The organism is Amycolatopsis sp. NPDC005232 (assembly GCF_040607795.1).
In the GTDB taxonomy this organism is placed as follows: domain Bacteria; phylum Actinomycetota; class Actinomycetes; order Mycobacteriales; family Pseudonocardiaceae; genus Amycolatopsis.
Map to the genome: position 1 here is coordinate 20,395 of NZ_JBEXHL010000041.1, position 13,319 is coordinate 33,713.

14 protein-coding genes are annotated in these 13,319 nt (G+C 71.3%); 10 read left to right on the top strand and 4 right to left on the bottom strand.

The window, feature by feature from the left end; genetic code table 11:
• The first annotated feature begins 66 nt into the window (after positions 1-66).
• Both ABZU76_RS44215 and ABZU76_RS44220 read left to right on the top strand, forming a co-directional pair.
• Positions 67-768 (top strand): response regulator transcription factor, encoded by a 702-nt coding sequence (locus tag ABZU76_RS44215; RefSeq protein WP_354882159.1) that lies wholly within the window; start codon positions 67-69, stop codon positions 766-768.
• Positions 765-2,216, top strand: a complete 1,452-nt coding sequence (locus ABZU76_RS44220; RefSeq protein WP_354882162.1) for a HAMP domain-containing sensor histidine kinase — start codon at positions 765-767, stop codon at positions 2,214-2,216. The genes ABZU76_RS44215 and ABZU76_RS44220 overlap by 4 nt, the downstream gene beginning before the upstream one ends.
• Here the strand turns inward: ABZU76_RS44220 and ABZU76_RS44225 are convergent.
• Complete coding sequence (locus tag ABZU76_RS44225) at positions 2,188-2,862, bottom strand: pyridoxamine 5'-phosphate oxidase family protein (protein ID WP_354882165.1); 675 nt, start codon at positions 2,860-2,862, stop codon at positions 2,188-2,190. The genes ABZU76_RS44220 and ABZU76_RS44225 overlap by 29 nt on opposite strands.
• A 94-nt stretch (positions 2,863-2,956) precedes the next feature.
• Between ABZU76_RS44225 and ABZU76_RS44230 the strand changes: the two genes are divergently transcribed.
• Positions 2,957-4,327: a PLP-dependent aminotransferase family protein gene (locus ABZU76_RS44230; RefSeq protein WP_354882168.1), complete on the top strand. Its 1,371-nt coding sequence runs from the start codon at positions 2,957-2,959 to the stop codon at positions 4,325-4,327.
• Positions 4,328-5,378: 1,051 nt separating this feature from the next.
• On the top strand, positions 5,379-6,476 hold the full coding sequence (locus tag ABZU76_RS44235) for a D-alanine--D-alanine ligase family protein (protein ID WP_354882171.1): 1,098 nt from the start codon (positions 5,379-5,381) through the stop codon (positions 6,474-6,476).
• 46 nt (positions 6,477-6,522) lie between these two features.
• Here the strand turns inward: ABZU76_RS44235 and ABZU76_RS44240 are convergent, their stop codons facing one another.
• A complete protein-coding gene (locus tag ABZU76_RS44240) occupies positions 6,523-7,047 on the bottom strand; it encodes a hypothetical protein (RefSeq protein ID WP_354882174.1) in 525 nt (174 codons plus the stop codon).
• Between the two features lie 394 nt (positions 7,048-7,441).
• On the opposite strand from ABZU76_RS44240, the gene ABZU76_RS44245 reads away from it, so the two are divergent.
• Positions 7,442-8,791, top strand: coding sequence for an MFS transporter (locus tag ABZU76_RS44245; protein ID WP_354882177.1), 1,350 nt, complete (start codon positions 7,442-7,444; stop codon positions 8,789-8,791).
• On the opposite strand, the gene ABZU76_RS44250 is transcribed toward ABZU76_RS44245, so the two are convergent.
• Together ABZU76_RS44250 and ABZU76_RS44255 are read right to left on the bottom strand one after the other, a co-directional pair.
• Positions 8,772-9,317, bottom strand: a complete 546-nt coding sequence (locus ABZU76_RS44250) for a DUF3515 domain-containing protein (protein ID WP_354882180.1) — start codon at positions 9,315-9,317, stop codon at positions 8,772-8,774. The two genes, ABZU76_RS44245 and ABZU76_RS44250, sit on opposite strands and share 20 nt — an antisense overlap.
• Before the next feature lie 19 nt (positions 9,318-9,336).
• Complete coding sequence (locus tag ABZU76_RS44255) at positions 9,337-9,570, bottom strand: Lrp/AsnC ligand binding domain-containing protein (protein WP_220237647.1); 234 nt, start codon at positions 9,568-9,570, stop codon at positions 9,337-9,339.
• A 138-nt stretch (positions 9,571-9,708) separates the two neighbouring features.
• Here ABZU76_RS44255 and ABZU76_RS44260 point away from each other — a divergent pair, with 138 nt between their 5' ends.
• The 5 genes from ABZU76_RS44260 (at position 9,709) to ABZU76_RS44280 (ending at position 13,267) form a co-directional block, all read left to right on the top strand.
• Entirely contained in the window at positions 9,709-10,671 is a 963-nt protein-coding gene (locus ABZU76_RS44260; RefSeq protein WP_354882183.1) for a thiamine-phosphate kinase, read from the top strand.
• Between the two features lie 10 nt (positions 10,672-10,681).
• On the top strand, positions 10,682-11,155 hold the full coding sequence (locus ABZU76_RS44265) for a GNAT family N-acetyltransferase (RefSeq protein WP_354882185.1): 474 nt from the start codon (positions 10,682-10,684) through the stop codon (positions 11,153-11,155).
• A gap of 16 nt (positions 11,156-11,171) precedes the next feature.
• Entirely contained in the window at positions 11,172-11,702 is a 531-nt protein-coding gene (locus ABZU76_RS44270; protein ID WP_220237650.1) for a gamma carbonic anhydrase family protein, read from the top strand.
• A gap of 31 nt (positions 11,703-11,733) precedes the next feature.
• Positions 11,734-12,411: a uracil-DNA glycosylase gene (locus tag ABZU76_RS44275; protein WP_220237651.1), complete on the top strand. Its 678-nt coding sequence runs from the start codon at positions 11,734-11,736 to the stop codon at positions 12,409-12,411.
• Positions 12,412-12,475: 64 nt separating this feature from the next.
• Entirely contained in the window at positions 12,476-13,267 is a 792-nt protein-coding gene (locus ABZU76_RS44280; RefSeq protein ID WP_354882189.1) for an alpha/beta hydrolase, read from the top strand.
• Positions 13,268-13,319: the final 52 nt, after the last annotated feature.

A 13,319-nucleotide genomic window follows, 5' to 3' on the forward strand; every position in this document is an offset into this window, starting at 1 on the left:
TGTCGACTGGCTGTCGGCCGCGCGCTCCGCTCGCGCGCCCGCGCGGTGGTCACGGAGGATGGTGGGGTGGAGAACCCGACCCCGGTGCGGCTGCTCGTCGTCGACGACGAACCGCACATCGCCGATCTCGTCGCGACCGTCGCCCGCTACGAGGGCTGGCAGGCCGTGACCGCGGGTTCGGGCGCGGCGGCGCTCAGCCGCGCGGCGGAGTTCGGACCCGACATCGTGGTGCTCGACCTGATGCTGCCCGACCTCGACGGCTTCACCGTGCTCGACCGCCTGCGCGAACACGGCCACGCCGTGCCCGTGGTCTTCCTGACGGCGAAGGACGCGACGGCCGACCGCATCGCCGGCTTGACCCGTGGTGGCGACGACTACCTCGTGAAGCCGTTTTCCGTCGAGGAGTTGATGGCGCGGCTGCGGGCGGTGCTTCGCCGGAGCGCGGCCGCGCCGCCCGCGCCGCGCACCGCGGTGTTGCGCGTGGCGGACCTGACGCTCGACGAGAACACGCGCGAGGTCCGTCGCGGCGATCGGCTCGCGGAACTGACGCCGACCGAGTACGAGCTCCTGCGGTACCTCATGCGCCGCTCGCCGGCCGTGCTCACGAAGGCGCAGATCCTCGACCACGTGTGGGAGTACGACTTCGGAGGCAGGTCCAATGTCGTCGAGCTGGTGATCTCGCACCTGCGCCGCAAGCTCGACGACGGCGCCGAACCGCTGATCCACACCGTGCGCGGCGTCGGCTACGTCGTGCGGGCAGGCCGGTGAAGCGGCTGCGGCGCTGGGCTCGCCGCTGGTACGCCGCGTGGCGCGCGTCGCGGCTCGGCACCCGGCTGGCGTTCGGGCTCGGCGCGCTGGCGCTGGTGGTGTTCGCGATCGTGGGGACCGTCACGGTCGGGTTCATGCACGGCTACCTCGGCCGTCGTCTCGACGAGCAGCTCAAGACGAGCCAGGTCGCGCAGGTGCCGGGGCTGCGCAGCTCGCACGGCAACCCGGAAATCGTCTACTCGTGGTTCTCGGCGGTGTTCGAGGTCGACCGGGGAGTGGCGACGCCGCAGCCCGGCAGCAACCTGCCGACCGACATCACGCCGCTCGCCGACGTCGCGTCCGACGCCACGAGTGGAGACGTCTTCCGCACGGTGTACATCCACGGCGACGGGCCTTATCGCGTACGCGCGTGCCCGGTCGCCACGGATTCCGCCGGCAGCGGAACGGTGTTGCTGAGCGCGGCGCCGCAGGCGGATCTGGACAGCACGGTGCGGCAGCTGGTGCTGGTCGAGGTGATCGCGTTCCTCATCGCGCTGGCGATCCTCGTCGTGGTGGGACGGCTCGTGCTGCGCCGCGGCCTGCAACCGTTGTCGGACATGGCGGGCACGGCGCACGACATCGCGTCGCACGACCTCACGGGGACCGCGAACCTGCCGGTGCGCGCGACGGGCGCAGGTGGCGGCGCGGAGGTGGCGGAGCTGCGCACGGCGTTCAACGTGATGCTCACGCACATCGAGTCGTCGCTCGCCGCGCGGACGGCCGCCAACGAGCGCCTTCGCCGTTTCGTGGCCGACGCGTCGCACGAGCTGCGTACGCCGCTCACGTCGATCCGGGGCTACGCCGACCTTTTCCGGTACGCGGCGGCGAACGAACCCGAGGAACGCGAGGCGCACCTGGCGAAGATCCGCGAGGAGACGGCGCGGATGAGCGTGCTCGTCGACGATCTGCTGCTGCTCGCGCGCCTCGACGCCCACGACGCGGAGCCGCCGGTGCGGCCCGAACGAGTGGACGTTGTCCCGATTGCCGAGGCCGCCGCAGACGCGTTCCGGGTGGGGCGGCCGGCGCATCCGCTGGAGATTTCGCTGGGTACTTCGGCGGTTTTCGTCGACGCGGATCCTGTGCGGCTGCGGCAGATTTTCGACAACCTGCTGGCGAACGCGGCCGTGCACACACCTTCCGGGACGCGGGTGGGGTTGTCGGTCAGCGTTCTGGATTCCCTCGCGGTGATCCGAGTGGAGGACGCCGGGCCGGGGATCTCGCCGGAGGATCAGCAGCGGATCTTCGACCGGTTCTTCCGCGTCGACAACTCGCGCACGCGGTCGGCGGGTGGCACCGGTCTGGGCCTGTCCGTGGTGCACTCGCTGGTGGTGGAACACGGTGGCACGGTCGAGGTAATGAGCCGGCCGGGCCAGACCGTGTTCACCGTGCGGCTGCCTCTGGCTGGGTGACGCGTCCGGTGACGTGCTCGGGCACGCTCCAGCCGGCGGGCAGGTCGGCGGAGGGTTCGGGCTCGCCGAAGACAGTTTTCACCGGGAGGACGCCGGCCCAGGCTTCGTCGGCGCTCACGTCTTCCGGCTCGTCATCAGGGCCTTCGGCGCGCAGCTTCACCGAGGCTTCCGCGAGGTCGAGCGCCAGGACGGAGACGGCGGCGAACTCCTTCGCGTTGACGCCGCGCGCGTGGTCCCACGAGCCGGGGGAGAGGTGGTCGGTGAGCACGCGCAAGGCGTGGAGCTTCTCGTCCCGGTCGGTGATGAGGCGCGCGCGGCCGAGGATGACGGCGCTGCGGTAGTTCATGGAATGGTTGTTGACCGAGCGGGCGTAGACGATGCCGTCGAGCAGCGTGACGGTGACGCAGACGTCCAGGTCCGGTGCGGCGGTGCGCAGACTGGCCGCGCCCGTGGAACCATGCAGGTAGAGCGTGTCGCTGTCGCGGCCGTAGCCGGTGGGCAGCACGAGCGGCGCGCCGTCGCGGACGAGGCCGAGGTGACAGATCAGGGCCTCGTCGAGCACGGCGTGCAGCGTCGCGCGGTCGGTGGCCGCGCGGTTCTTCTTGCGGCCGAGGGTCGTGCGGGGGGTCGGCGAGAGGCTCGTCATGTCCGCAGTGTCGCGCGGGTGAGTGGACGTGTTGAACGGCCACTTCTTCTACACTTGGGAAGTCCACTTTCTCAGTTCGGTTCGAGGAGGATTCGTGTCGTACGCCGACACCGCGCTGCCGGTGAGCCTCGACCGTGAGGTGAGCACGCCGCTGGCTGTGCAGCTGGCCGACGCCCTGCGCGAGGCCGCCGCGAGCGGGCACCTGCGCGGCGGCGACCGGCTGCCGTCCACGCGCGCGCTGGCCGAGCGGCTCAGGGTTTCGCGCACGGTGACCTCGGCCGCGTACGAGCAGCTGCACGCCGAAGGCTGGATCGCCGGGCGCCACGGCTCCGGCACGTACGTGACGACACCGCCGACGCGCGCGGCCGCGTCGGTGTCCCCGGCGGGACCGCTCGCGCCGGAACCCGAGACGGCGCCCGTGCTGGATTTGACGCCGGGCACGCCGTGGGCGGCCGGTCTGGACCGCGCGGCCTGGCGCCGCGCGTGGCGGGCGGCGGCCGACCCGGAGCCGTTGGTCCGCGCCCACCGCGCCGGCCTGCCCGAGTACCGCGCGACCGTTTCGGAACACCTGTTGCGGCACCGCGGTCTGGCCGCCGGCTCGGTCTTGGCGACGGGCGGGACCACGGCCGCCGTCGTGGAGCTCGCCGCCGCGGTGCTGCGGCGCGGCGCGGTGGTGGCGTTCGAGGAACCGGGTTACCAGCGGGCCGTGCAGGCGTTCCGGTCCGCCGGCCTGACTGTGGTGGGCGTGCCCGTCGACGAGGAGGGCCTCCGCCCCGACGCGATCCCCGCCGGCGCGCGGGCGGTCTATTGTTCGCCGGCGCACCAGTACCCGATGGGCAGCCGCATGAGCGCGGCGCGCCGCGTGGAGCTCGTGGAACGCGCCCGCGCCGACGGCATGCTCGTCATCGAGGACGACTACGACGGCGAGCTGCGCTTCGACGTCGCCCCGCTGCCCATGCTGGCCGCCCTCGCGCCCGACGTCGTCGTCCACCTGGGAACCACGAGCAAGATCCTCACCCCCACGCTCGGCGCCGGCTGGCTCGTCGCGCCCGCCTCGGTCACCGAGGCCGTGCTCGCCTACCGCGACCTCACCGGCACGCGCCCCTCCCCGGCCGGCCAGCGCGTGCTGGTGGAGCTCGCCCGCCACGGCGACCTCGGCCGCCACCTGCGCAAACTCCGCCGCGAACTCGCCGAACGACGCTCTCTGCTGTCCGACGCCCTCACCTCCGCCACCATCCCCATCCTCGGCGACGACGCCGGTGCCCACCTCGTGGTCCCCTTCGCGTCCGCCGCGCAGGAAACCCGCTGCTTGACCGAGGCCGAACGCCAGGGCATCCGCCTGGACGGGCTGGCCCGCCACTTCGCCGGGACACCGACCGTGCACGGGGTTGCGCTCGGGTATGCGGGCTGCTCGCGGGAGGCGTTGGTGAGTGCGCTGCCGGCTTTGGTGGGTTTGCTCCGCTGACGGCCGATGTGCGGCGCCTTCCGCAGCGGCCGCCGCACCGCGCGAACGGCCCAGTGGCACCGCGGTCGTCGCTCTCGGCACTGCGGGCCTTTCTCGCGAGGCTCTCGTGTCGGCGCGGCCGCAGGCGGGTTTGCTCGCGAGGTCCGGGGCTTCTCTGCCTGCGGTGACGAGTGGCGTGCTGCGCGAGCGGTCCGGTGGCACCTCAGCCGTCACTTTCGGTGCCGTGGGGCGCGCTGGCGAGGTCCTCGTGACGATGCCGCCGCTGGCGGCGGGTTGTTGCTTGGCTGACCGCAAGGGTGGCGATGCTTCGCCTGTGGTGACGAGAGGCGTGGTGCGCGAGTGGTCCAGCGACACCTCAGTCGTCGCTCTCGGCGCTGCGGGCCTTTCTCACGAGGCTCTCGTGCCGCCGCTGGCGGCGTTGCTTCGCAGACCGGCAGGTCCGGGGCGTTTCCGCCGGCGGTGACGAGTGGCGTGCTGCGCGAGTGGTCCAGTGGCACCTCGGTCGTCGCTCTCGGCGCTGCGGGGCGCGCTTGCGAGGTTCTCGTGCCGATGCCGCCGCTGGCGGCGTTGCTTCGCAGACCCCGAGGGTAGTGCTGCTTCGGCTTCGGCTGCGGCGGTGAGCGGCGTGCAGCGCGAGTGGTCCTTGACGCCATAGCCGCTCGGCTGTGGCGTCAAAGGACCAGTCGACCCCCCGCCGATACGGCGTGCTCCTCGTCGCGGCGCGTTTGCCACGGCGCGGCCGACCCTGGCCGCACCGCGTGGCCGATGTGCTCGCCCGCGGTCGGGGCCCGCGGACTCGGTGAGTGACCGGCGTCCAGCGCGAGCGGTCCCGTGGTGACCGGTGTGCAGCGCGACTGGTCCGCTCGGGCAACCGGCGGGAGGCGTCCGTCACGGTCCGACTGCGCCTGCATCCGGCGGCACCCCAGCGTCGAACAAGCACCTGATCATGCCCAACCCGCACCCACCACCCCCGCCGGTGGACGGGCCGGGGGACCGGTCGCAACGCCGGGTGCGCGCCGTTGAGCGTGGTCACCCGGTACGGTGAGCGACCATGAGTGCTGAGAAGATCCGCGTGGCGGTCGTGTTCGGCGGGCGCAGCAGCGAGCACACCATCTCGTGCCTGTCGGCGGGCAGCGTGATCGCGAACCTGGATCCGGAGCGCTACGAGGTGCTCCCCGTGGGCATCACCCCGCAGGGTGGCTGGGTGCTCGGCACCGGCGACCCGAAGGAGCTGAGCATCCAGGGCCGCGAGCTGCCGACCGTGGAGTCCGGCCGCGCGCTCGTGCTGGCGGGCGACCCGACCAGCCGCGAGCTGCGCACCGTCGACCCCGGGCAGGCGACCGAGGTGCTCGGTACCGTCGACGCGGTCTTCCCCGTGCTGCACGGCGCGTTCGGCGAGGACGGCACCATCCAGGGCCTGCTCGAGATGGCCGACATCCCCTACGTCGGCCCGGGCGTGCTGGCCAGCGCCGCCGCCATGGACAAGGAGTACGCGAAGAAGCTGCTCGCCGCGGAAGGGCTGCCGGTGGGCACGTACGCGGCGCTCCGCCGTGGACAGTCCACTTTGGCCCAGAATGACCGGGAACGTTTGGGGCTGCCCGTTTTCGTGAAGCCCTCGCGGGCGGGCTCGTCCGTCGGGATCTCGCGCGTCACCGACTGGTCCGATGTGGACGCCGCCATCGAGCTGGCCCGCCGCACCGACCCGAAGGTGCTCGTGGAGGCCGCCGTGGTCGGGCGTGAGGTCGAGTGCGGGGTGCTGGAGTTCCCCGACGGCCGCGTGGAAGCGTCGCTGCCGGCGGAGATCCGCGTGCTCGCCGAGGGCGAGGACGCCTGGTACGACTTCGAGACCAAGTACCTCGGCGAAGACGCCGAGCTGGACATCCCGGCCAAGCTCGACGACGCCCTCACCGACCGCCTGCGCACCATGGCCGTCGAGGCGTTCCGCGCGCTCGACTGCCAGGGCCTGGCCCGCGTCGACTTCTTCGTCACCGAAGCCGGCGACCTCGTGATCAACGAGGTCAACACCATGCCCGGCTTCACCACGAAGTCCGCCTACCCGAAGATGTGGGAGGTCACGGGCGTCGACTACAGCACGCTCCTGTCGACCCTCATCGACACCGCCATCGCCCGCGGCACCGGCCTCCGCTGACGCCACACAGGGTCACCCACCCGGGTGACCCTGTGTGGTCACGTGATCAGGGGATCGACTTACCCAGCGCGAGCAGCGCCGCCGGCGTCAGGAACGTGTAGAGCGACGTGAAGGTCAGGATCCCGCCGAGCACCTTGCCGGGCAATTTGCCGTAGGTCGTGGCTGCCACCGCGAGGAACGCGACCAGCCACACCACGAGGATCGAGTGCAGCATCCAGCTGCCGTCGAAGAATTTCCACCACAGCAGCGGCACCACGGCCACCGCCACGGCCAGGTTGCCGACCGGCCGGAGGTCCAGGCCGCGCATGAGAGTCACGCCCAGCGTGGTGAAGAACGTGCCGTAGAACGTGACGATTCCGGCCAACGGGACGCCCGTCGCGGGCGGCGCCGTCGCGATGATCACGGCGGCTTGCAGGAGGTCCACGACGCCGGCGAGCAGCGTCACCCAGCCGACCGTGGTCAGTGGATTCGGGCCGTCCTCGACGGGTTTGGCGCCGATCCCGAGAAATGCCAAGCCGTTGAGCCAAACGGCGAGTCCCGAGACGACGAAGATCACGGTTATCGGCGGCACTGGTGATTCCTTTCCGAGGCGGAATTCGGCGCGCGACAGGTCCACTCGGCGCACCGTGGGGTCGAAAGGCCAAGGGGTACAACGAGAAACGGTCGACCCGGAGCTGCGACGATCAGGGTCGAGCGAAAGTGCAAACGGTGAAGAAAAGAAACCTCCTGACATTCCAGGCCCGATATCACGGAGAATTTCACCGGCCCGGCATTTCCCGATGATGTCGCCCGGAACAACTCGGTGTTTCCGTTGTTTCGAAATCATGAACAGCCGCAGGAAAGGATCGGACCACAACCGCCGAACCGACGAACGACGTCACCCACTACAGTGATCATCCGGTGGCACCGGGTGACGCCGACGTGGCCCGCGCGCGGCAAGCCCGAGCCAGGGCAGGAGACAACGCGTGCAGATCGCATCCCGGCTCGACCGGCTCCCGGTCACCCGCCGGCACCGGTACTTCGTCGCCGTGGTGGGGGTGGCGACGTTCTTCGACCTCTACGACCTGTTCCTCGCGTCCACGATCAGCACCGTGCTCACGCACGAGTTCGGCGTCACGGCCGACGCGCTGAAGTACGTGCTCGCGTCAGCGTTCGTCGGGGCGTTCGTGGGTGCCGTCTGCCTCGGCAAGCTCGCCGATCAGCTCGGCCGGCGCCGCGCGTTCCTGCTGACGCTCGGCCTGTACTCGGTCTTCACGCTGCTCGGCGCGTTCAGCACGGACGTCTGGATGCTCGTGGTCTGCCGCTTCATCGCCGGCATCGGCATCGGCGCCGAGCTTCCCGTCGCCGACGCCTACCTCGCCGACCTGCTGCCCGCGCGCGCCCGCGGTCGCGCGACAGCCTGGGCGTACACGCTCGGCTTCTGCGGCGTGCCCGCCGCCGGGTTCCTCGCGCGGGCGCTGGCCGGTCATTCACCGCTCGGTGTCGACGGCTGGCGCTGGCTGTTCGTGATCGGCGCGCTCGGCGCCGCCGTCGTCTGGGGTCTGCGGTTCACGTTGCCGGAGTCGCCCCGCTGGCTCGCCGCTCGCGGGCGAGAGGCGGAAGCCGACGAGATCGTGCGCAAGCTCGAAGCCTCGGCGCCGCAACCGCTCCCGGAACCCGCGCCCGAACCGCCCGCGCCGGAACCCGTGCGGTTCTCCGCGCTCCTGCGCAAGCCGTGGGCGCGGCGCACGTCGATGCTCTACATCTTCCAGCTGCTGCAAGCGTTCGGCTACTACGGCTTCGGCTCGCTCGTGCCGATCGTGCTGGCCGCCAAGGGGTTCAGCCTCGTGAACTCGCTGACGTTCAGCGCGATCACGTTCCTCGGCTACCCGATTGGTTCCGCGCTCTCGATCCCTGTCATCGAACGGATCGAGCGCAAGTGGCTGATCGTCGCGAGCGCCGCGGCGATGGCGGTGTTCGGGCTCGCGTTCGGCTACTCGACAGCCGGTGTGGCGATCGCGGTGTTCGGCTTCTGCTACACCGCCGCCAGCAACGTGTTCTCCAACGCCTTCCACACCTACCAGGGCGAGCTGTTCCCGACGTCGCTGCGCGGCACGGCCGCCGGTTCGGCGTACGCGCTCTCGCGCCTGGCCACCGCGGCGATGCCGTTCATCCTGCTGCCGGTGCTGCAGGCGCAGGGCGCCACCAGGATGTTCGCCGTCGTGGCCGCCGCGATGGTGGTGCTGATCGTCGACGTCGCCGTTTTGGGGCCACGCACCACGGGCGACTCGCTGGAGGAGATCGCCGCCCGGACGGTCAGAACTTCAAGGGTTTGACCGGCAGCTTCGCGTTGACGGTGTCCGACACCGTCTGCAGGGGACCGGTCCCGGCCGAGTCGGGGACGGTCAACGCGACGTAGACGTCGCGGTCCACCACGTACCACGTGGCCGCGGCGTCTTCGGTGACCTGCAGCCACTGCACGCCGTTGACCAAGCGCAGCTGCGCGGTCGGGGTGAGCTCCGGCGGCCGGTCCAGCCCGCACCGCAGCACGATCGCGTCGCCGTCACCCCAGGCGACGGTGGCCTTCGGCGCGGGCTGGGCGAGCGTGCGCCGGACGAGGTCCTGGCCGTTGGACTTCAAGGTCGAGGGCAGCGCGTCGACGACCGTCGTGCACGCCTGCGTGGTCGCCTGAGGGGCGGGAACGGCGACGAGGGGGAGCGGTCCACTCGCGACGCCCTCGCCGCTGAGCGCCGATTTCTTCGTCACCGCGAAGAAGGCGACCACCACGGCCAGCGCGACCACGAGCACGGCCGCGACCACGAGGACCACCCGCGGGGGTGCGCCGGTGTCGGAATCTGCCACCCCCGAAGTGCACCACGTCTCAGAGGTGGACCACCGGGCAGGTCAGGGTCCGGGTGATGCCTTCCACGTTCTGCACCTTCGCGACCACGAGCTGGCCCAGTTGGTCCACGGTCTCCGCGGTCGCGCGCACGATCACGTCGTAGGGACCGGTGACATCCTCCGAGCTGGTGACGCCCGGCACACCGGAGATCTCCGCCGCCACCGCGGCCGCCTTGCCGACCTCGGTCTGGATGAGGATGTATGCGTGGACCACGGCGTGCCCTTTCGTCGGTAGCGATGGAGTCGAGGTAGGAACGGTGTAGGCAAGGTATCGCCAGCCCCGGGAAAAACCTAGGGGATCCGACTGTCGGTGGTCGAGGCTTCGTACACGGAGAGAAACAGGAGGTGACCGGTGTCACCGGACGATGGCTCGGTGGCCGGGACAGGCGAGTTCGCGCTGATCCAGGCGGTCACCAACGGGCGTCGCCAGCCGGCGGCAACGCTGCTCGGCCCGGGCGACGACGCGGCCGTGGTCGCAGCGCCCGACGGCCGCGTGGTGGCGACCACGGACGTGCTGGTCCAGGGCGTGCACTTCCGCCTCGACTGGTCGAGCCCCGAGCAGGTGGGGCGCAAGGCCGTGGCGGTGAACCTGTCGGACGTCGCGGCCATGGGCGCGAAACCGACCACGGTCCTCGTGGGCTTCGCGTGTCCACCGGACACTCCCGCCCAGCTCGTGACCGAGATCATGAACGGCATGTGGGCCGAGGCGACCCGCGGCGGCGTCGGGGTGTCCGGCGGCGACATGGTGAGCGCCGACCAGATCGTGATCAGTGTCACCGCGTTGGGTGACCTCGAAGACCGCGAACCCGTGACGCGCTCCGGCGCCCGGCCCGGCGACGTCCTCGCCGTCTGCGGGCGACTCGGCTGGGCGGCGGCGGGATTGGCCGTGCTGCGGCGAGGGTTCCGTTCGCCGGTCGGGGTCGTGAACGCGCAGCGCTGCCCGGAACCGCCGTACCCGGCCGGGCCGCAGGCCGCGCTGGCCGGCGCGACGTCGATGATCGACATCTCCGACGGGCTGCTCGCCGACCTGGGGCACATCGCCAAGGCGTCGGACGTCGGGCTCGACGTGAGCACCGCGGAGCTCGAGATTTCCACGCGGCTGCAGGAAGTGGGCTCCGCGCTCGGCGCCGACCCGCTGCGCTGGGTGCTCACCGGTGGTGAAGACCACGCGCTGGCGGCGACGTTCCCGCCGTTCGACGAGCTGCCGGAGGGCTGGCGCAAGATCGGCGCGGTGACGATGCCGGGATCCGGCGTGACCGTGGACGGCAAGGATTATGGTCACGAAGGCGGTTGGGAGCACTGGCAGCAGCACTAGTCTCGTCGCCGTGGAGATCCGAGCGGTCGCGTACGACCATCCCGACGCGACCAAGCTGATGGCGGAAGTGCAACTCGAGTACGTGCGCCGCTACGGCAGCGAAGACTCGACGCCGATGGACCCTTCGCAGTTCGCGCCCCCGCGTGGACTGTTCCTCGTCGGCTACCTCGAAGGCGTGCCCGTGGCCTCCGGCGCGTGGCGCGCGCACGACGGGCCGGCGCCCGTGTTCAGCCCCGGCGACGTGGAGCTGAAGCGGATGTACGTCGTGGAATCCGCGCGGGGCAAGGGTTTCGCGCGCGTGATGCTGGCGGAGCTGGAACGCACGGCGGTCGCGGCGGGGCGGCTGCGGGCCGTGCTGGAGACGGGTACCGAGCAGCCGGAGGCGATCGCCCTCTACGGTTCGTCGGGCTACACGGCGATCGCGGGTTTCGGCGTGTACAAGGACGAACCCGACAACCGGTGCTTCGGCAAGAACCTCGTGTGACCAACGGGAGACGGCTTTGGCGATCTACGCGCTCGGCGACCTCGAACCCTCGATCCACCCGGACGCCTACGTCCACCCCGACGCCACCGTGATCGGCGACGTCCGCATCGGCCCGCGCGCTTCCGTGTGGCCGCAGACGGTGCTGCGCGGCGACCACGGCTACATCGAGATCGGCGAACGCTCCAACGTGCAGGACGGCTGCGTGCTCCACTGCACCAAGCGGCACCCGACGATCCTGGGGCCGTCGTCGGCGATCGGCCACGCCGTGCACGTCGAGGGTGCGGTGATCGGCACCGGCTGCCTCATCGCGTCGGGTTCGGTGGTGCTGAACGGAACCGTGATCGAGGACGGCGGAATGGTCGGCGCCGGCGCGGTGCTGTCGTACAACTCGCACGTGGGCCCGGGCGAGATCGCGCTCGGTGTGCCGGCGAAGGTGCGGCCGAACAAGTCGTTCTCCGCCGAGCAGATCGCCACGGTGGTCGACTCGTACGTGCGCCGCGGCGCACGGTTCCGCGAAGAGCTGCGGCGCCTCGACCCGCCACGGTGACCCCGCTCGCACCGCGCTAGGCTCGCGGGCCGTGACCGCACGACCGCTGCAGGAAATCGTCGAAGCCGGCTGGGCGCAGGCCCTCGAGCCCGTGGCCCCGCAGGTCAGCGCGATGGGGGAGTTCCTCCGCGCGGAGATCGCGGCGGGCCGTACGTACCTGCCGGCGGGTGAACACGTGCTGCGGGCGTTCAAGCAGCCGTTCCACGACGTGCGGGTGTTGATCGTCGGCCAGGACCCGTACCCGACGCCGGGCCACGCGGTCGGCTTGAGCTTCTCGGTGGCGCCCGACGTGCGGCCGCTGCCGAAGAGCCTCGTCAACATCTACAAGGAGTACGCCGAGGACCTCGGGCACCCGTTGCCGACCAACGGCGACCTCACCCCGTGGGCCGACCAGGGCATCCTGCTGCTCAACCGCGCGCTGACGGTGCAGCCCGGCAAGTCGAACTCCCACCAGGGCAAGGGCTGGGAGCAGGTGACCGAGCAGGCGATCAAGGCGCTCGCGGCCCGCGACGAGCCGATGGTGGCGATCCTCTGGGGCCGCAACGCCCGCAACCTGCGGCCGATGCTGGGTGAGATCCCGTGCATCGAGTCGGCGCACCCGAGCCCGCTTTCGGCGCACAACGGCTTCTTCGGCTCGCGGCCGTTCAGCCGCGCGAACCAGCTCCTGGCCGACCAGGGCGCGGCGCCGGTGGAGTGGAAACTTCCCTGAGCCTGTCCGGTCGCGGGTCGTCGCTCCGACCTCCAAGGTGAGAACGACACCCAGGAGGACAGCCATGACCACCACCGTCACTTCCGCCGACGGCACGCCGATCGCGTTCGACACCTACGGCGCGGGGTCGCCGGTGCTGCTCGTCGGCGGTGCCGTGAATGACCGGACGACCGTGGCCGCGCTCGCCGTCGTGCTGGCCGAAGCCGGGTTCCAGGGCGTTGCCGTTGATCGGCGAGGCCGTGGTGAGAGCGGGGACGCGCCGGTGTACTCGGTGGAGCGCGAGCTCGACGACCTGTTGGCCGTGATCGACGCGGTCGGCGGCGCGGCGGCGGTTTTCGGCCACTCGTCGGGCGCGATCCTGGCTCTCGAAGCGGCGGCCCGGGGGCTGCCGATCACGAAGCTGGCCGTATACGAGCCGCCGTTCATCGTGGACTCTCAGCGGCCACGCCCTGGTGAAGACCTCGCGGAGCGCATCAGCGCCGTCGTGGCCGGCGGTGATCGCGACGGCGCCGTGGAGCTGTTCCTGACCGAAGGCGTGTCAGTGCCGCCCGAAGGCGTGGCGGCCATGAAGGGGCAACCGGTGTGGGACTGGTTCGCCGGCTACGCGCACACGCTGCCCTACGACATCACCGTGACCGGTCCCGGCGGCCGCCTGCCGGCCGACCGGTTGGCCGCCGTCGCCGTGCCCACGCTCGTGCTGTCGGGCGGTGCCGGGGAGGCGTGGATGGCCGCTTCGGCCCGGGCCGTCGCCGAGACCGTGCCCCACGCGCGGTACGAGGCGATCCCCGGCCAGGACCACGGCGTCCTCAACGCCCCGGAATCGCTGCGCGCCGTGCTGACCGACTTCCTGAGGTGACAAGAGGCGGCTCTATCGAGTGGTGACCACTCGCGGGGGTCCAGGGGCTTGC

Excerpts from the sequence above, each read along its gene's own strand:
- ABZU76_RS44280 (WP_354882189.1), top strand. The coding sequence starts at position 12,476 with ATGACCACCACCGTCACTTCCGCCGACGGCACGCCGATCGCGTTCGAC.
- ABZU76_RS44235 (WP_354882171.1), top strand. The coding sequence starts at position 5,379 with ATGAGTGCTGAGAAGATCCGCGTGGCGGTCGTGTTCGGCGGGCGCAGC.
- ABZU76_RS44225 (WP_354882165.1), bottom strand. The coding sequence starts at position 2,862 with ATGACGAGCCTCTCGCCGACCCCCCGCACGACCCTCGGCCGCAAGAAG.